The following is an 18,277-nucleotide window of genomic DNA, read 5'->3' on the forward strand; positions in this document are numbered from 1 at the left end:
GGCACACAAAGATCATCCGTTCAGGCACATGACATTGGTGAACTGGACTCGCCGACCCGCCCTGCATAGCGTGAGCGCTGGTCGGAGCGGGCAAGCTCCGGTCACCACCTCCGGGCCGGGTTCGCCCGATCGACGGGAGCGGGCCGAGTCGATGCGCGTGCTGCATGTCAACAAGTTCCTCTACCGCCGTGGCGGCGCGGAGGGTTACCTGCTCGACCTCGCCGCACTCCAGCGGGCAGCCGGCGACACGGTCGCCTACTTCGGCATGAGCCACCCGGAGAACGACTCGCCGTTGCCGTACGCCGGGCACTTCCCGAGCGAGGTGGAGTTGGAGCCGGCGCCGAGCGGGCTGCGCCCCAGGACGGTGGCCGCCGGTCGGATGCTCTGGTCACCGTCGAGCCGGCGAGGTCTGGCCCGGGTCATCGACGACTTCCGGCCGGACGTGCTGCACCTGCACAACATCTACCACCAGCTCTCCCCGTCGGTGCTGGCCGCCGCCCGGTCGGCTGGCGTACCGTGCGTGCTCACCATGCACGACTACAAGCTCGCCTGCCCCAGTTACCAGTTGCTGGACCGGGGCCGACCGTGCCAGGCGTGTGTCACCGACGGCCCGTTGCAGGCGGCCCGGCGCCGCTGCAAGGACGGATCGCTGTCCCGTAGCGCGTTGCTCGCGGTCGAGTCCTGGTTGCACCGGGAACTGGGCCTGTACGACCCGGTGCAGGTCTTCGTCAGCCCGAGCGGGTTCCTGGCGGACGTGATGCGTCGCGCCGGTGTCTTCCCCGACCGGCTGCGGGTGGTGAACCACTTTGTCGACCTGAACGGGATCGCGGCCAAGGAAGAACCCGGCGGGGGTGTTGTCTTCGCCGGCCGGCTCGCCCCGGAGAAGGGGGTGGACGTGCTGGTCGAGGCGGTCGCCGCGCTGCCCGACGGGGTGCCGGTCGACATCGCCGGGGACGGCCCGGCCCGACCCGCGTTGGAGGCGCTGGCCGAACGGGTGGCGCCCGGCCGGGTCCGGTTCCACGGCCGGCTCGACAAGGCGCGACTGCACGACCTGGTCCGCTCGGCGGCGGTGGTCGCGGTGCCGTCCCGCTGGCACGAGAACCAGCCGATGGCGGTGCTGGAGGCGTTCGCCTGCGGCGTACCGGTGGTCGCCAGCGACCTCGGCGGCCTGCCCGAGCTGGTCGAGCCCGACGTGGACGGCCGGATCGTGCCGGCGGACCAGCCGGCGGCGCTCGCCGACGCGCTGCGCGACCTGCTGGCCGACCCGGGGCGGGCGCACCGGATGGGGCTGGCCGGTCGGGCGAAGGTGGCCCGGGACTTCGCACCCGACCGGCATTTGTCCCGGATCCGCGAGTTGTACGCCGAGGCCGCCGAGGCGCGGCCGGTCCGGCGCCGGTCGGCCCCGGCCCCGGTCGGCGGGGGAGTGGCCCGGTGAACCCGGTCCGGGTGCTCTACCTCGCCGGTAGCGGTCGCAGCGGCAGCACCCTGGTCACCACCGTGCTGGGACAGTTGCCCGGTTTCTTCGCCGCTGGCGAGCTGCGTTACCTGTGGCGGCGGGGCATCCTGGAGAATCGTCCGTGCGGGTGCGGACTGCCGCTGGCCGAGTGTGCGCTCTGGACCCGGATCCGGGCCGACCTGCCCGAACACGACCCCACCGGGATCGCCGGCCGGCTGGTCGAGCGGCTGCGGCTGCGCCGGCTGCCCGCGCTGCTGCGCCGGCACCGCCGGGGGCGACCACCGGTGCCCGGTCATCCCGACGACACCCACCTGGCCCGGCTCTACGCCTCCATCGCCGAGCACGCGCTGCCCGGACCGGGCGAGGGCGTGGTCGTCGACTCGTCCAAGCTGCCCCCGTACGGCGCCCTGCTCGGCGGGCTGCCCGACATCGAGCTCTACGTGCTGCACGTGGTACGCGACCCGCGCGCCACCGCCTTCTCCTGGCGCCGCCGCCGGCCCCTGGACGGGGGCGCCGACGACCGGCTGATGAGCCGGCCACCGGTGTGGAAGGCGGCCCTGCTCTGGCTGGTCTGGAACACCGCGACCGTACGGCTCTGGGGCGCCCGACCCGAACGTTACCTGCGGATCCGTTACGAGGACTTCGTCGACGACCCGGCCGGCACCACCGCGCGGATCACCGGTTTTGTCGGTGCCACCCCGGGCGACCTGCCCTTCCCCACCCCGGACACGGTCCGGCTCGCCCCCACCCACTCGGTCGCCGGCAACCCGTCCCGGCACCGTACCGGGGTGGTCGAGGTGGTCGCCGACACCGAGTGGGTGACCGGGCTCGGCGCCCGCGGGTACGCCGTGGTCACCGCCCTGACCTGGTCGACCCTGCGCCGGTTCGGCTACCCGTTGCGTCGTCCCGCCGTCGGGCCGGCGTCAACCAAGGCCACCGTCTCCCCGTCACCCGTCGCCCGGCAGGAAGGCTGAACGATGCTCTCACTGGTGGTGGGCACCGGTCGGTGCGGTTCGACCCTGGTCCAGGAGCTGCTCTCCCGGCACCCGGCGGTCGGCTTTGTCTCCGGGCTGGACGACAAACTCTCCCGGTTGAACCCGAAGGGCCGGTTCAACGGCACGCTCTACCGCCGGTCCGCGCCGCGCCCGGCCGGGATGACGTCGCTGCGGCACAGCCGGCGGCTGCTGGAGCGCGGCCGGCTGCGGGTGGCGCCGTCGGAGGCGTACCACCTGCTCGACCGGCACGTGCTCGCCGGGTTCTCCCGGCCGTGCCGGGACCTGCTCGCCGAGGACCTGACCCCGTTCGTCGCCCGGCGGCTGCGGGCGTTCTTCGACGAGCGGATCGCCCGGCAGGGCTGCCAGCAGTTGGTGCAGCACGTCACCGGTTGGCCGCGTACCGGCCTGCTGCACGCCGCCTACCCGGACCTGCGGGTGGTCAACGTCGTACGCGACGGTCGGGCGGTGGCCAACTCCTGGCTCCAGATGGGCTGGTGGGACGGGTGGCGTGGGCCGGACAACTGGATCTACGGCCCGCTCCCGTCCGACCTGCGCGAAGAGTGGATCGAGTCCGGCCGCTCGTTCCAGGTGCTCGCCGCGCTCGGCTGGAAGATGCTGATGGAGGCGTTCGTGCAGGCCCGGTTGCGCCACCCGGCCGACCAGTGGCTCGACGTACGCTACGAGGACCTGGTCGCGTCTCCGCGTGAGCAGGTCGAACGGATGCTCGACTTCCTCGGGCTGGACTGGTCGCCGGCCTTCGAGAAGGGCTTCGCCCGGTACGATTTCCCGCCCGGCCGGGCCGCCGCCTACCGCGACGAACTCAGCCCGCTCCAGCTCGGGGCGATCGAGCGGGTGCTGGAGAAACCGCTGGCCGAGTGGGGCTACTCGATCTGACCCCGCTCGGCGCCCGCCGGCTCGGCTCAGTTCGGGCCGGTGTCGAAGCGCCGGATGGCCAGCGGCATGAAGACCGCCAGCAACAGCAGGCACCAGCCGACGGTCGCGGCGACCGGGTGCGCGATCGGCCAGGCCGGGTCGGCCGAGGTGGTGGCCGGGTTGCCGAAGAGGTGCCGGCAGGCGGCGACGGCCGCGCTGACCGGGTTCCAGTCGGCGACCGTACGCAGCACCGCCGGCATGCCCTCGGTCGGCACGAAGACGTTCGAGATCATCGTGACCGGCATGACCAGCGGGCCGAGTTTGGCCGCGGTCTGCACGTTCCGGATCACCGTGCCGAGGTAGATGCCGACCCAGGAGACCGAGAACTGGAGCAGCATCAACAGTCCGAACGCACCGAGCGCGGCACCGGGACCGGTCTGCACCCGCCAGCCGACCAGCAGGCCGGTGCCGGCCATCACCAGCAGGCTCACCCCGTTGACCAGCAGGTCGGCGGTGGTCTGCCCGAGCAGGATCGACGATCGCGCGGCCGGCATGGACCGGAAGCGGTCCATCACCCCGAGGTCACTGTCGCTGGCGACGGTGATCATCGCAGTGACCAGTGTGGTCACCGTCGACATCACGAACAGGCCCGGCATGAGGTACGCCCGGTAGTTGCCGCCGTCGCCGATCGGGATCGCGCTGCCGAAGACGTACCCGAAGAGCACCACGGCGGCGAGCGGGAAGGCGAGCGTACCGATGATCTGCCCCGGGGCGTGCTTGAGCTGGAGCAACACCCGGTAGCAGATGGTCAGTACGTCGGCGATCCGCCAGCGCAGCCGGGTCAGGCCGTGGCTGTCCGGTACGCCACCGCTGATCGCGGTCATCCGACGGTCTCCTTGGTCGTGGTGGTCCGGTCGGTCGTCCCGTCGGTCGTCCCGTCGGTCGGTCCGTCCGTCGGTCGGGCCCGGTCGGTCAGTCGGAGGAAGACCTCGTCCAGGGTGGGACGCCGTACGGCGACGTCCTCGGGGTCGACGCCGGCCTGGTCCAGCAGCCGCACCACCGAGGGGAGACTCACCGCGTCGGCGCTGATCGGCACGCTGAGCAGCCGCTGGTCGACGTCGACGTCCGGCGCCGACCCGGCCAGCCGGGCCAGGACCGGGGCGGCGGTGTCGAGTTCGGCCACCGCCCGGACCACCACGTCGATCCGCCCGCCGAGTTCCGCCTTGAGCGCCTCCGGGCTGCCCGAGGTGACCACCCGACCGTGGTCGATCACCGCGATGTGTCGCGCCAGGTGGTCCGCCTCGTCCAGGTACTGCGTGGTCAGCAGCACGGTCATGCCGTCGGCGACCAGTTCGCGGACGGTCTGCCAGATCTCGTTGCGGCTGCGCGGGTCCAGACCGGTGGTGGGCTCGTCCAGGAAGAGCACGGCCGGCGAGACGATCAGGCTGGAGATCAGGTCGAGCCGTCGGCGCATGCCGCCGGAGTAGGTCCGGACCAGCCGGTCCGCGGCGTGCGCGAGGTCGAAGCGGTCGAGCAGGTCGTCGGCCCGCCGCCGGGCGGTACGTCCGGTGAGGTGGAACAGTCGACCGAAGATGTGCAGGTTCTCCCGGCCGGTGAGTCCCTCGTCCAGGGCCGCGTACTGTCCGGCGAGGCCGATCCGGTGGCGCACCCGGACCGCGTCCCGGACCACGTCGTGGCCGGCGACCAGGGCGCGCCCGGCGTCCGGTCGGGTGAGGGTGGCGAAGATCCGGATGGCCGTGCTCTTGCCGGCGCCGTTCGGCCCGAGCAGGCCGTAGACCGTGCCGGCGGGCACGGTGAGGTCGAGTCCGGCGAGCGCCTCGGTGCTGCCGAACCGTTTGCGCAGCCCCTCCGCGACGACCACCGCGTCGCCCGTCGTCTGCCCCATCGGACCTCCTACTGGGTACGCCGTACGCGGTTTTGTGTCTCGTACGCTAGCTAACCGGGTACGCTGTACGCAAGTAGACGGACGAACGGAAAGCGCGTCGACCGACGGGGAGACCCGGCGGTACGGCGACCACGGAGGGCACGTCGGTGAGATCGAGCGGCGGGAACAGCGACGACACCTCCGGTCCCGCCCGGGACGTGCCGCCCGCCCTGCCCCTGTCGGTCCGGGTCAGCCTGCCCGCGCCCACCTCCTCCCGGGGACCGGCGCCGACCTACAGCCGGGCCCAGGTCGCCGCCGCCGCGATCCGGATCGCGGACGAGTCCGGCATCGAGGCCGTCTCCATGCGCAGGGTGGCCGCCGCGCTCGGCACCGGGCCGATGAGCCTCTACCGGTACGTCGACAACAAGGAAGCCCTCTGCGAGCTGATGCTCGACCACATGTTCGGCGAGACCGAACTGCCCGAGCCGACCGGCGACTGGCGGGTCGACCTCGCCGAGGTGGCCCGCAGCCTGCGGCGGGCCCAGCTCAGCCATCCCTGGCTGGCCCGGATCGCCGCCGGTCGGCCGGCGATGGGTCCGAACATGCTGGAGATCTTCGAGTACGGCATGTCCATCCTGGACCGGCTCGGCCTGGACACGGTCGACATGCTGGAGATATTCGCCCTGGTCAGTAGCTGGGTCGGTGGCTTCGTGCAGGAGGAGATCGCCGAGCAGGCGGCCCGCCGGGACCGAGGTCTGGACGAGGAGCAGTGGCAGCGGGGCATGGCCCGACACCTGGAGGCACTGATCGACAGCGGTGACTACCCCTACCTCGCCCGGGTGGCACGGGCGGGCGCGGACCGGGACTTCGACACCCGGTTCGACCGAGGCCTCGACCGCATCCTCGCCGGAATCGAGGCGACCCTGCCAGGGTAGGTGTGGTCCCATGGGATGTGGTGAACGGATCATGACGCGGACCCCGAGGTCACCTCGTCATATCCTGGCTTAACCTATAGGGAACATACGGTTTGACTCGCCTGGGGAGGATGCGCGGATGGTAGAGCTTCGAGGGGCCCGGCGCGGCACGGCGCTGGCCGTGGGCGCGGTGCTCGCGATCGCCGGCCTGACCGGTTGCGCGAAGGAGGACACCGGCGGCACCACTGCCGACGGTGTGCAGGTGGTGGCGGCCGGCAAGTTGACCACCTGCACCCACCTGCCGTACTCGCCGTTCCAGTCGAAGGACAACAGCGGCAAGGTGGTCGGCTTCGACGTCGACATCGTCGACCTCGCGGCCAAGAAGCTCGGCCTGACCCAGGAGATCGTCGACACCCCGTTCGAGGGCATCAAGTCCGGGGCCGACCTCAACGCCGGCAAGTGCGACGTCGCCGCCGCCGGCATGACCATCACCGACGAGCGCAAGAAGGTGCTCGACTTCTCCGCGCCGTACTTCGACGCCACCCAGGCGCTCGTCGTGCCGGTCGGCAAGCCGTACAAGACCCTCGCCGACCTGGCCGGCAAGCGGCTCGGCGTGCAGGGTGCCACCACCGGCGAGGACTACGTCAAGCAGCAGGTCCAGCAGCAGGGCCTGAAGATCGAGGTGGTCTCCTACAAGGACCTCGGGGCCGAGCAGCAGGCCCTGGCCACCGGCCAGATCGAGGCGGCCGTCGGCGACCTGCCGGTCTGGAACGAGTACGTCAAGGCCAACCCCGGCAAGGTTGTGGTCGCGGGCGGGTTCGACACCGGCGAGCAGTACGGCCTGGCGGTCAAGAAGGGCAACGCCAAGCTGCTGGAGACGATCAACCAGGCGCTCACCGAGGCGCGGGCCGACGGCAGCTATGACAAGATCTACGAGCAGTGGATCGGCGCGAAGCCGACGCTCTGACCTGCTCTGAGCTGTGACGACACCGCCCGGCGGCCACCGCCGGGCGGTCTGGGGGAGGCATGGCAGATCCGACGACGTTGACGGCCGGGGACACGGAACGACCGTCCCCGGTCCCGCCGACCGGCCGACGGCGACTCGGTCGCCGGCAGCGCCAGCGGCTCTGGCGGCTGGCCGGCTACCTGGTCTTCGCGCTCGTGCTGCTCGGCGTGGTGTTGGCGGCCGACTGGGACCGGCTCGCCGAATCGTTCTTCCGGCTGGACATCGCCTCGGGCATGTTCCCCGAGGCGATCACGGTCGCGCTGCGCAACACCATCGTCTACACGCTGCTGGCATTTGCCTTCGGCCTGGTGGTCGGCCTGGTGCTGGCGCTGATGCGGCTCTCGTCCGTCGCGCCGTACCGCTGGTTCGCCACCGCCTACATCGAACTGTTCCGGGGGCTGCCCTCGCTGCTGGTGCTCTTCATGGTCGGCTACGGCGTGCCGCTGGCCTTCCCGGACCGGGAGATCCCGGGCGGGGTGTACGGCGCGGTGACGGTCGGCCTCGGCGCGACCGCCGCCGCGTACATGGCGGAGACGATCCGGGCCGGGATCCAGGCCGTACCGAAGGGGCAGCTCGAGGCCGCCCGGACACTCGGCATGTCGCACGGCCGCGCGATGGTCTCGATCGTGCTGCCGCAGGCGTTCCGGATCGTCATCCCGCCCCTGACCAACGAGATCATCCTGCTCACCAAGGACACCTCGCTCGCGTACGTCCTGGGTGTCACCGCGACCACCATCGAGCTGACCAAGTTCGCCGGCGATGCCCTCAACACCCGGGTCAACCCGACCCCGCTGGTCGTCGCCGGCCTGCTCTACCTGGCGATCACGCTGCCGCTGTCACAACTGGTCCGCTGGCTGGAACGCCGGGCCGAGAAGGAGAGGTGACCGGCGGTGCCCGCGATCGAGATCCGCGACCTGCGTAAGTCGTTCGGCAGGCTGGAGGTGCTGCGCGGCATCGACCTGTCGGTGGAGACCGGCGAGGTCGTGTGCGTGATCGGACCGTCCGGGTCCGGCAAGTCCACCCTGCTGCGCTGCGTCAACCTGCTGGAGGAACCGTCCAGCGGCACGGTGCGTGTCGACGGTGTCGAGGTCACCGACCCGGACTGCGACATCGACGCCGTACGGCGCCGGATCGGCATGGTCTTTCAGCAGTTCAACCTCTTCGGCCACCTGCGGGTGCGGGAGAACCTCACCATCGCCCAGCGTCGGGTGCTGCGCCGGTCCCGCGCCGAGGCGGAGCGGATCGCGATGGCGAACCTCGACCGGGTCGGGCTGGCCGAGAAGGCCGACGCCTACCCGGCGCAGCTCTCCGGTGGGCAGCAACAGCGGGTGGCGATCGCCCGCGCGCTGGCGATGGAGCCGGGGCTGATGCTCTTCGACGAGCCGACCAGCGCGCTCGACCCGGAACTGGTCGGCGAGGTGCTGGCGGTGATGCGTTCGCTCGCCGCCGAGGGCATGACCATGCTGGTGGTCACGCACGAGATGAGCTTCGCCCGGGAGGTCGCGTCAAGGGTGGTCTTCATGGACGGCGGCACGGTTGTCGAGTCCGGGCCGCCCGAGGAGGTCTTCGGCGCGCCACGTGAGGCCCGTACCCGGGAGTTCCTGCACCGGGTGCTCGAACCGACCCGGGTCAGCGAGGCAGAGATCGGGGCCCAGGCCCCCGCGGCGCAGGGGTAGTGCCGGGGTGCAAGTCCCGGTCGGGGGGCGGGGTCGAGCGCGGCCGAGATGGCAATGATTTGACCGGAGGCGGAACCGCCGCCAGTGCCGAGAGTTGCCCCATCGAGCCGTTGAAGACGTCCTGGTCGACGTTGCCCGCGACGCCGGGCACCGAGCCGGTGGACGTGTACTGCCAGATGGTGAATTGTGACCAGCCGCTCGCGAGGGTGCCGGGGCTGACGCAGTAGCAGGGGTGGGCCAGCGGGTGACCACCGAACGCCGTCGAGCCGACGCACGGGTCCCACCAGTTCCGGTTGGTGTAGATCACCGCGGTACGGCCGGTACGGGCCTCGACCCGGTCGACGAAGTCAGTGATCCAGGCGACCATCTGACTCTGCGAGAGTCCGAAGCAGGTGGGCACGCTCGCGGGACCCCACTCCAGGTCGAGCATCGGGGGCAGGGTCCGGCCGTCGCGCAGCACCCGGGCCCGGTCGAGGAAGAAGTCCGCCTGCTGCTGCCCGCCGCTCTGGTCGGGACGGGCGAAGTGGTAGGCACCGAAGTAGAGGCCGTTCGACTTGGCGCCGTCAAGGTTCGCGTCGAATGTGGGGTCGGTGTAGTCGCTGCCGAGGCTCGCTCGGGCGTACGCGAAGTCGGTGCCGGCGCCGGCCACCTCGGCCCAGTCGATCGTCCCCTGCCACATCGAGACGTCGATCCCGTGTACGTCGTACCCGGGCGGTGCGGCCGCCGCCGCCGGGCTGGCCTGCCCGAGGAGGCCCCCGACGGCCGCCGCGAGCGCGACGGTGACGACGGTGAACCGGCGTCGAACGATTGTGGAGCGTGACATGGGGGCCTCTCTCACATCGGTCCGGCGCGCGGCCAGCGGGTGACCATAGTATGAGCCGGCGGCCCGACCGGTTGCCCCGCACCCGGCCGACGGCGAAGCCGCAGGTTGGTCCGCTCCACTCCCGCCTGTCAGCCTTCCGGGCGGCTCAGCGACGCGGTCGCAGGTAGACCGGACCGCTCCCGTACACAGCAGGGCGCAGGGCTCGGTTCAGACCGGGCCGTACCGCGCCGATTCCGCGCCGCAGACGTACGCCCAGTAGCGGTCGCCGTACGACCAGTGCCACCACGCGGTGGGGCGGTTGACCAGGTCCACCGCGGCGAGTGCCTGCCGGATGATCAGACGGCGGGCACGCGCGTCCGGCGACACCACCGGGGAGGCGGCGTAACACGCGCCCGAGCTGGCCTCCGGGCCGGTGTGCAGCGCGCTGCCGAGCCAGAGCGGTTCACCGGACCGGTGGCACAGGGTGAGGTCCACCGCCCCGCCGGTCAGGTGCGAGCCGAACTCGCCGGGTTGCACCCGTTGACGTACGGTCGCCCGTACCTTCTCCTCCGACCAGTCCGGCCGGGCCCGGCGCAGCTCGTCGAGGGCGGTGGCGAGGCGCCGACGCTGGTCGGTCAGCGGCCGGTGCCCGTCGACGACGAGCAGCAGCAGACCGGCGGGAAGCAGGGTCTGCGCGGCGATGAGGCGGTCGACCAGGCCGAGTCGCAGGCTCACGCCGGGCGCGGCGGAGTCGGGACGACGTTCGACCCGGAGCGCGTCGACGGTGTCGAGATCGACGAGTGGCTCGCCGTTCTCGACCACCGGAATCTCGGCGATCGTCTGATCGACCGACAGCACGATGTCGGACATGGTGGCCTCCGAGACATGGGTCGGAAAGGGTACGGCGCCCGGGCCGCCGTCGGCGGCCCGGGTCACCTGGGTTCGATCGGGGGTCGGGGTCGGAAGACGAGGTCGAAGGGTCAGAAGACGAGGTCGAAGCCGGACCAGTTGTTGCCGATCACCTTGCTGGTGCCGAAGCCGCCGGTGCCGTTGCCGGGGTAGAGGTAGAGGTCTTTGTTGGTGGTGTGGCGGGCGAGTACGTCGGTGTTTCCGTCGCCGTCGAAGTCCCCGGCCGAGAGGATGGCGTCGAAGCCGGACCAGTTGTTGCCGATCACCTTGCTGGTGCCGAAGCCGCCGGACCCGTTGCCCGGGTAGAGGTACAGGTCGGAGTTGGTGGCGTGGCGGGCGAGTACGTCCGTGTTGCCGTCGCCGTCGAAGTCTCCCGGCGACAGGACGGTGTCGAAGCCGGACCAGTTGTTGCCGATGATGCGGCTGGTTTCGAAGCCGCCGGTGCCGTTGCCGGGGTAGAGGTAGAGGTCTTTGTTGGTGGTGTGGCGGGCGAGTACGTCGCTGTTTCCGTCGCCGTCGAAGTCGCCGGGGGAGAGGATGGTGTCGAAGCCGGACCAGTTGTTGCCGATCACCCTGCTGGCGCCGAAGCCGCCGGACCCGTTGCCCGGGTAGAGGTACAGGTCGGAGTTGGTGGCGTGGCGGGCGAGTACGTCGCTGTTCCCGTCGCCGTCGAAGTCTCCCGGCGAGAAGATGGTGTCGAAGCCGGACCAGTTGTTGCCGATCACCCGGCTGCCGGCGAAGCCACCGGATCCGTTGCCCTGGTAGAGATACAGATCCTGGTTGGTCGCGTGCCGGGCGAGCACGTCCGCGTGACCGTCACCGTCGAAGTCGCGGGCCGGCGAGGAACCCGTTGCCAGCGCCTGGAGGTCGGCCATCGAGCCGTTGAAGACGTCCTGGTCGACGTTGCCCGAGACACCGGGCACCGAGCCGGTCGAGGTGTACTGCCAGACGGTGAACCGGGACCAGCCGTTGGCCAGCGTGCCGGGGCTGGCGCAGTAACAGGGGTGCGCCAGCGGGTGTCCGCCGAAGCTGGTCGAGCCGACGCAGGGGTTCCACCAGTTGCGGTTGGTGTAGATCATCGCGGTACGGCCGGTGCGGGTCTTGACCCGATCGAGGAACTCGTCGATCCAGGTCACCATCTCGCTCTGGGAGAGACCGAAGCAGGTGGGCACGCTCGCCGGACCCCATTCCAGGTCGAGCATCGGGGGTAGGGTCCTGCCGTCGTTCACCACCCGGGCCCGGTCGAGGAAGTAGTCCGCCTGCTGCCGCCCGCTGCTCTGGTCCGGCCGGGCGAAGTGGTACGCCCCGAAGTAGAGGCCGTTCGACTTGGCGCCGTTGTGGTTCGCGGTGAACGTGGGGTCGGTGTAGCCGCTGCCGAGACTGGCTCGGGCGTACGCGAAGTCGGTGCCGGCTCCGGCCACCGAGGCCCAGTTGATCGTCCCCTGGTACACCGACACGTCGATGCCGTGTACGGCGTACCCGGGTGGTGCGGCGGCGCTCGCCGGGGCCGAGGGAGCCAGGCCCACGACGGTTGCCGCGAGCGCGGTGACCGAGATGATGAGGTGGCGGCGAAGTCGGGTGAAGCGCGACATGTCTTGGTCCTTCCTATTGAGGTCCAACGCGCGAGCCGGACCTGGGGGACGGTGACCACCGCCCGGGGGTGTGGGCGGTGGTCACCGTCGGCGGGGGTGATCAGAAGATGAAGTCGAACCCGGACCAGTTGTTGCCCACGACCCGGCTGGCCTCGAAGCCGCCGGCCCCGTTGCCCGGGTAGAGGTAGAGGTCGGAGTTGGTGGCGTGCCGGGCCAGTACGTCAGCGTCGCCGTCGCCGTTGAAGTCGCCGGGCGAGAGGATCCTGTCGAAGCCGGACCAGTTGTTGCCGATCACCTTGCTGGCGCCGAACCCGCCGCTGCCGTTGCCCGGGTAGAGGTAGAGGTCCTGGCTGGCGGTGTGCCGGGCCAGTACGTCAGCCTTGCCGTCGCCGTTGAAGTCGCCGGCGGAGAAGATCGTGTCGAACCCGGACCAGTTGTTGCCGATCACCCGACTGGCCTCGAAGCCGCCGCTGCCGTTGCCGGGGTAGAGGTAGAGATCCTTGTTGGTGGCGTGCCGGCCGATCACGTCCACGTTGCCGTCGCCGTCGAAGTCGCCCGGCGAGAAGATGAGGTCGAAGCCGGACCAGTTGTTGCCGATGACGCGGCTGGCGTCGAAGCCGCCGGCCCCGTTGCCCGGGTAGAGGTAGAGGTCCTTGTTCGTAGCGTGCCGGGCCAGTACGTCGCCGTCGCCGTCGCCGTTGAAGTCGCCGGCCGAGAAGATCGCGTCGAAGCCGGACCAGTTGTTGCCGACCACGGCGCTGCCGGCGAAGCCGCCCGAGCCGTTGCCCCGGTAGAGGTAGAGGTCGGAGTTGGTGGCGTGCCGGGCCAGCACGTCGGCCTTACCGTCGCCGCTGAAGTCCACCGGCAACGTGCTGCCGCAGTTCTGGCTGGTCCGGTTGACGCTGTAGTTGGCGTCGTCGTGGGTGATGCCGGAGGGCACGCCGTCGAACCAGGACTCGATCTTGGCGCCGTCCCGCTGCTGCTCGTAGTGCAGGTGTGGGCCGGAGGAACTGCCCGTACTGCCGACCTTGCCGAGCTGTTGACCTCGGGCGACGGTGTCGCCGACGCGTACCATCGGCGACTGGAGCATGTGCAGGTAGAGGGTGCGCCAGCCGTTGCCGTGGTCGACCTTCACGTAGTAGCCGCCGCCGGTCCCCATCGGGCCGCCCGGGTTCTGCGGCGTCCGTCCGCCGAGCGTCCCGTCGATGCCGGAGGCGACCACGGTGCCGGCGAACGAGGCGAGGATCGGTCGACCCCACGCGCTGCCCGAGGTGGGCGTCATGTCGATGTCGTAGTTGTCGTGTCCGACGTAGGTGGACAGGCGCCAGGTCTCGCCGCAGTTCACCGGGAGTTGGAAGAGGGGGCGGGGCCCGGCCGCCTGGGCGCTCTGTGCCGGTCCGATGGCGCCGGCCGCGCCGATCGAAAGGGCCGCGAGGGCGGTGACGGCGCTGGTCAACAGACGACGGGTACGTCCGACGACGGTCATGGTCTCTCCTTGGGTACGGGTAGGGGTGTCACCGATCGAGGAAGGTTCTGTGCGGTGCCGGGTCGTCCGGAATGAGGTGCCTCGATCAGAAGATGAGGTCGAAGCCGGACCAGTTGTTGCCGATCACCTTGCTGGTGCCGAAGCCGCCGGACCCGTTGCCCGGGTAGAGGTACAGGTCGGAGTTGGTGGCGTGGCGGGCGAGTACGTCGCTGTTCCCGTCGCCGTCAAAGTCCCCGGCGGAGAAGATGGCGTCGAAGCCGGACCAGTTGTCGCCGATCACCTTGCTGGCGCCGAAGCCGCCGGACCCGTTGCCCGGGTAGAGGTAGAGGTCGGAGTTGGTGGCGTGCCGGGCGATCACGTCCGCCTTGCCGTCGCCGTTGAAGTCCCCGGCGGAGAAGATCACGTCGAAGCCGGACCAGTTGTTGCCCACCACGCGGCTGCCTGCGAAGCCACCGGTCCCGTTGCCGGAGTAGAGGTAGAGGTCGGAGTTCGTGGCGTGCCGGGCCAGTACGTCGGCGTTGCCGTCGCCGTCGAAGTCGCCGGCCGAGAAGATCACGTCGAAGCCGGACCAGTTGTTGCCGATCACCTTGCTGGTCTCGAAGCCACCGGTGCCGTTGCCCGGGTAGAGGTAGAGGTCGGAGTTGGTGGCGTGCCGGGCCAGGATGTCGGCGTCACCGTCGCCGTTGAAGTCGGCCGAGGTGGAGAGGATGTCGAAGCCGGACCAGTTGTTGCCGATCACCCGGCTGCCGGCGAAGCCGCCGGACCCGTTGCCCTGGTAGAGGTACAGGTCGGAGTTGGTGGCGTGGCGGGCGATCACGTCCGCCTTGCCGTCACCGTTGAAGTCGCCGCCCGGCTCGCCGTCGATGATCCGCTTGTACCGGACCGGCGAGAAGGTGTTCATGTCGCTCCACGAGTTGAAGCCGAGACTGCCCACGTTGTTCGGCGCGTACGGGTTCTGCACCGTCTGCCCGTCGGAGTTGAACGAGTAGACGTACGCACCCTGGGCGTGGTCGTTCGGGTTCTTCCAGTGCGAGAAGAGCTCCATGTGCCCGCTGCGCAGCACCGCGTCGCCGGGCTTGAGCGAGTGCAGGCTGGGCAGGGTCCTGATCTGCCCCGAGTCGGGGAAGCTGTCGGTGGTGTAGCTGGTGCCCAGGTGCCAGGCCATGGAGACCAGACCGGAGCAGTCGGTGCGGTAGTCGCGACCGCTGCTGTCCGGCGCCGACCGGGCCTGGCTGTAGGTGAATCTACGATCGACCCAGTACTGCGCGCGGGCCAGCACCTCGGCCCGGGTGATCGAACCGTTGACGGCGGAGGCGGCCGAGGCCGGCTGTACGGTCAGCACCAGGTTGGTGCCGACAAGACCTGCGGCGGTCGCCACGACCGCGAAGGCGGTGGCCACACCGCGCAGTAGCCGGGTCCGCCGAGAGAGCTTCTGCATGACTGCCGATTCCTTTCCGATCCGGGCACCGTGCCCGACATGGAAAGGTTGGCGGTGGGTACTGAAGCTTCACGCCAAAGCCGCTTCAGCGGATTCTGAAGCGGCTACAGCTTTTCCTGCAACGCGTCGACGAGTTCTCCGTACTCCCGGCTGCCGAAGCTTTCGAAGATCGAGACCGCCTCGGTCGCCGCCGTCGCGGCTGCCTCGGTGTCACCGCGCTCGGTGTGCAGCCAGACCAGGTCGCGCAGGGTCCTGGCTCGCCACAGCGGCAGCCCCAACTCGTCCCACCGTCCCAGCGCGGAGTTGAGCAGCCGTTCGGCCCGGTCCAGCTCACCGGTGCTCAGCGCCAGCTCACCGAGGACCCGCAAGGTCGCCGCCTGGCCCCAGCGGTCGTCGATCTCCTGGCAGATCGCCAGCGAGCGTTGCAGCGGCTCCTCCGCCTCGCCGGGGCGATCCAGCCGGACCAGCGTCTTGCCGAGGGCCCGGAGCCCGTACGCCTCCAGCAGGGCGTCGCCGACCTGCCGGAACCCGTCGAGCGCCCGGGAGGACTGCTCCAGCGCCTCGTCCAGTTCGCCCCGGGAACGGTGGTACAACGCCAACGAGCGCTGCGTCATCGCCTCACCCCGCCGGCTGCCGGAGCGGCGGTACGCGGCGAGCGCCTCGGTCAGGTCCTGGTACGCGGCCGGGTAGTCGCCCTGCTCGACCCGTACCGAGCCGGCGAGGCGGCGGAGGAAGCCGGTCGCGTTGTCGTCGCCGAGTTCCTCGACGATCACCGCCGCCCGCCCGAAGAAGTGCAGCGACTCGGCCAGGTGTCCCTGTTCCCGGCAGACCTGTCCCAGACCGGCGAGGGTGGTGGCCTCGCCCCGAGCGTCCTTGTCCTGGCGGAAGGCGTCCAGCGCCTGCCGGAGATAGTCCTTCGCGTCGGTGTACCGGTCCTGGGCGTACCGCAACTCGCCGAAGCCGGAGAGCAGGATCGCCTCGCCGTAGCGGTTACCGCTGCGACGGGCCGCCTGGAGCGCCGCGTCGTGCGTACGGGTCCACGCGTCGAACCGGTTCGCCTTGGAGTACTCGACCGTGGACAGTGCGCGGGCCAGGTCGCAGGCGACCTGGTCGAGACCCATGCCGGCGGCGACCTCGACCGCCGTGATCAGCGCGTTGTGCTCGGCGTCGAACCAGATCTGGTGGTTGGCGGCGACCCGCCGGGTCACCCCCTCGTACGGGGCGGACGCCACCGGTGACTTCTCCAGGATGTCGAACTGGCCGGAGGGCGACCCGGCGGTGATCGTCTGGATCAGCCAGAGCCAGTGCCCGACCACCTGACAGACGATCTCGTTGCGGGTGTCGACCGTCTCCTCCGCCTCGGCCCGTTCCCGCGCGAAGATGCGTACCAGGTCGTGCATCCGGTACCGCAGGTCGCCCAGGCCGTCGATGCTGGTGAAGTCGACCAGTTGCGCGTCGACCAGCCGTTCGACCGCCTGTTCACCATCCAGTTCGGAGAGGCGGAGCGCGGCGGCGACGATCCAGGACGGAAAGTCGGGCAGGCCGAGCAGGCCGAGGATCCGCAGCGCGGACTGCGCCTCGGGGTCGAGCGTCCGGTAGCTCAGCGAGATGCTGGCGCGTACCTCCTGGTCGCCGACGCTGAGTTCGTCCAGCCGCCGACGCTCGTCGGCGAGCCGGTCGGCCAGGAGTTGCAGCGGCCATCGTTGCCGGCTGGCCAACCGGGCTCCGGCCACCCGGATGGCCAGCGGGAGGCCACCGCACTGGGCGGCGATCCAGCGGGCCGCGTCCGGCTCGTTCTCCACCCGTTCGGCGTTGACGATCTTGGTCAGCAGGGCCAGCGACTCGTCCGTGCCCATCACGTCGAGTTCGGTCACCGACGGGCCGGCGAGTCCCATCAGCCGGCTACGCGAGGTGATGATGACCGAACAGCCGGGGGTGCCGGGAAGCAGGGGGCGCACCTGCTGCTCGGTCCCCGCGTCGTCGAGCAGCACCAGCATCCGTTTGCCGGCCATCAACGTACGGTAGCGACCGATCCGCGCCTCGGTGGTCTCCGGCAGGTCGGCCGGCGCGATCCCGAGCGCCTGGAGGAAACGGCCCAGGACCTCGCGAGGTTCCGCCGGGGTCTCGCTCATCCCACGCAGGTCGGCGTAGAGCTGACCGGCGGGGTACTCCGGGGCCACCGTGTGCGCCACCCGGGCGGCCAGCGCGGACTTGCCGGAGCCGCCCTTGCCCGCCACCACGTGCACCGGCACCACCGGTGCCTGGTCGGTCAGGGCGGTGGCGAGGGCGAGGACCTCGGTCTCGCGCCCGGTGAAGTCGGCCGGCACCGGTGGTAGCTGAGCCGGTGTCGTACGCGGCGCGGCGCCCGGTGCGTCCTCCGGCGAACCCGGCCCCGGCTGCTCGGACCGGCCGGCGCGGGACCGCTCCCGCCCGGCGTTCGGCTCGCTGGCGGGTGGTTCGTCGCGCAGGATCGCGTTCTGTATCGCCTGGAGCTCCGGTCCCGGCTCGATGCCCAACTCCTCCACCAGCGCGGTCCGGGCGTTCTGGTAGACCACGAGCGCCTCCGGGCGCCGGCCCAGCCCGGACAGCGCCCGCATCAGTTGCCCCCGCAGGCGCTCCCGGAACGGGTACCGGTTGACCAGGTCGGCAAGCTCCGCGCTGACCTCGTCGAACCGGCCCAGCTCCAGGTCGGCGTTGATCCGGTCCTCGACGGCGGCCATCCGCAGGTCGTTCAGGCGGGCCGCCTCACCGGCGAGCAGTTCACTCTCGGCACCGCCCAGGGCCGCGCCCCGCCACTGGGCCGACGCCGCGCGCAGCAACTCGGCCGCGTCGCGGTGTCGGTGGTCGGCCGCCGCCGCGCGCCCCTGCGCCAGCAACCGTTCGAACACGTCACGGTCGAGCGTGTGCGGGGCCAGCCGCAGCGTGTAGCCGGGCGGGCGGGTGACGATCATGTCGGTTCCGCCGACCCGGGCCAGCACCTGACGCAGGGTGGAGATGTAGGTCTGCAACACGTTGCGGGCCCGGTCCGGCGGGTCGCTGCCCCAGATCGCGTCGATCAACCGGGTGCCCGGGACCACCTGGTCGTGCTCGACCAGGAGGACGGTGAGCAGCGTCCGTGGCTTCGTCCCGCCCAACTGCACCGGATGCTCACTTGCCCAGGCTTCGACCGGCCCCAGCAGACGAAATTCCACGCCATCCTCCCCGCAGGACGCGTCTCCAATCGACAAGGCTAACTGTCGATGCGG

The 18,277-nt window shown here is 70.7% G+C and carries 15 protein-coding genes; 7 read left to right on the forward strand and 8 right to left on the reverse strand.

The window, feature by feature from the left end:
- Positions 1 to 151: 151 nt before the first annotated feature.
- The 3 genes from ACI2K4_RS10475 to ACI2K4_RS10485 are packed head-to-tail and all read left to right on the forward strand — an operon-like array spanning position 152 to position 3,345.
- On the forward strand, positions 152 to 1,435 hold the full coding sequence (locus ACI2K4_RS10475) for a glycosyltransferase (RefSeq protein WP_404510174.1): 1,284 nt from the start codon (positions 152 to 154) through the stop codon (positions 1,433 to 1,435).
- Entirely contained in the window at positions 1,432 to 2,430 is a 999-nt protein-coding gene (locus tag ACI2K4_RS10480) for a sulfotransferase (protein ID WP_404510175.1), read from the forward strand. The genes ACI2K4_RS10475 and ACI2K4_RS10480 overlap by 4 nt, the downstream gene beginning before the upstream one ends.
- Positions 2,431 to 2,433: 3 nt before the next feature.
- Positions 2,434 to 3,345, forward strand: a complete 912-nt coding sequence (locus ACI2K4_RS10485) for a sulfotransferase family protein (RefSeq protein WP_404510176.1) — start codon at positions 2,434 to 2,436, stop codon at positions 3,343 to 3,345.
- 26 nt (positions 3,346 to 3,371) lie between these two features.
- Here the strand turns inward: ACI2K4_RS10485 and ACI2K4_RS10490 are convergent, their stop codons facing one another.
- Entirely contained in the window at positions 3,372 to 4,208 is an 837-nt protein-coding gene (locus tag ACI2K4_RS10490) for an ABC transporter permease (RefSeq protein WP_404510177.1), read from the reverse strand.
- Entirely contained in the window at positions 4,205 to 5,230 is a 1,026-nt protein-coding gene (locus ACI2K4_RS10495; protein ID WP_404510178.1) for an ATP-binding cassette domain-containing protein, read from the reverse strand. The genes ACI2K4_RS10490 and ACI2K4_RS10495 overlap by 4 nt, the downstream gene beginning before the upstream one ends.
- A 146-nt stretch (positions 5,231 to 5,376) precedes the next feature.
- Here ACI2K4_RS10495 and ACI2K4_RS10500 point away from each other — a divergent pair, with 146 nt between their 5' ends.
- The 4 genes from ACI2K4_RS10500 (at position 5,377) to ACI2K4_RS10515 (ending at position 8,805) form a co-directional block, all read left to right on the forward strand.
- Entirely contained in the window at positions 5,377 to 6,144 is a 768-nt protein-coding gene (locus ACI2K4_RS10500; protein ID WP_404510179.1) for a TetR/AcrR family transcriptional regulator, read from the forward strand.
- A gap of 118 nt (positions 6,145 to 6,262) precedes the next feature.
- A complete protein-coding gene (locus ACI2K4_RS10505; protein ID WP_404510180.1) occupies positions 6,263 to 7,090 on the forward strand; it encodes a basic amino acid ABC transporter substrate-binding protein in 828 nt (275 codons plus the stop codon).
- Between the two features lie 59 nt (positions 7,091 to 7,149).
- Entirely contained in the window at positions 7,150 to 8,013 is an 864-nt protein-coding gene (locus ACI2K4_RS10510) for an amino acid ABC transporter permease (protein WP_404510181.1), read from the forward strand.
- A gap of 6 nt (positions 8,014 to 8,019) precedes the next feature.
- Complete coding sequence (locus ACI2K4_RS10515; RefSeq protein ID WP_404510182.1) at positions 8,020 to 8,805, forward strand: amino acid ABC transporter ATP-binding protein; 786 nt, start codon at positions 8,020 to 8,022, stop codon at positions 8,803 to 8,805.
- Here the strand turns inward: ACI2K4_RS10515 and ACI2K4_RS10520 are convergent.
- The 6 genes from ACI2K4_RS10520 to ACI2K4_RS10545 all read right to left on the reverse strand — a co-directional run bounded on the left by ACI2K4_RS10520 (position 8,759) and on the right by ACI2K4_RS10545 (position 18,223).
- Positions 8,759 to 9,628 (reverse strand): glycoside hydrolase family 25 protein, encoded by an 870-nt coding sequence (locus ACI2K4_RS10520; RefSeq protein WP_404510183.1) that lies wholly within the window; start codon positions 9,626 to 9,628, stop codon positions 8,759 to 8,761. The genes ACI2K4_RS10515 and ACI2K4_RS10520 overlap by 47 nt on opposite strands.
- 207 nt (positions 9,629 to 9,835) lie before the next feature.
- Complete coding sequence (locus ACI2K4_RS10525; protein ID WP_404510184.1) at positions 9,836 to 10,477, reverse strand: M15 family metallopeptidase; 642 nt, start codon at positions 10,475 to 10,477, stop codon at positions 9,836 to 9,838.
- Positions 10,478 to 10,587: 110 nt separating this feature from the next.
- A complete protein-coding gene (locus ACI2K4_RS10530) occupies positions 10,588 to 12,108 on the reverse strand; it encodes a GH25 family lysozyme (protein WP_404510185.1) in 1,521 nt (506 codons plus the stop codon).
- Positions 12,109 to 12,208: 100 nt separating this feature from the next.
- Positions 12,209 to 13,594, reverse strand: a complete 1,386-nt coding sequence (locus ACI2K4_RS10535; protein WP_404510186.1) for an FG-GAP-like repeat-containing protein — start codon at positions 13,592 to 13,594, stop codon at positions 12,209 to 12,211.
- A gap of 85 nt (positions 13,595 to 13,679) precedes the next feature.
- Positions 13,680 to 15,032, reverse strand: coding sequence for an FG-GAP repeat domain-containing protein (locus tag ACI2K4_RS10540; protein WP_404510187.1), 1,353 nt, complete (start codon positions 15,030 to 15,032; stop codon positions 13,680 to 13,682).
- A gap of 104 nt (positions 15,033 to 15,136) precedes the next feature.
- A complete protein-coding gene (locus ACI2K4_RS10545) occupies positions 15,137 to 18,223 on the reverse strand; it encodes an AfsR/SARP family transcriptional regulator (RefSeq protein WP_404510188.1) in 3,087 nt (1,028 codons plus the stop codon).
- Positions 18,224 to 18,277 lie beyond the last annotated feature (54 nt).

This window comes from Micromonospora sp. NPDC050397 (genome assembly GCF_044901685.1).
In the GTDB taxonomy this organism is placed as follows: Bacteria; Actinomycetota; Actinomycetes; order Mycobacteriales; family Micromonosporaceae; genus Micromonospora_G.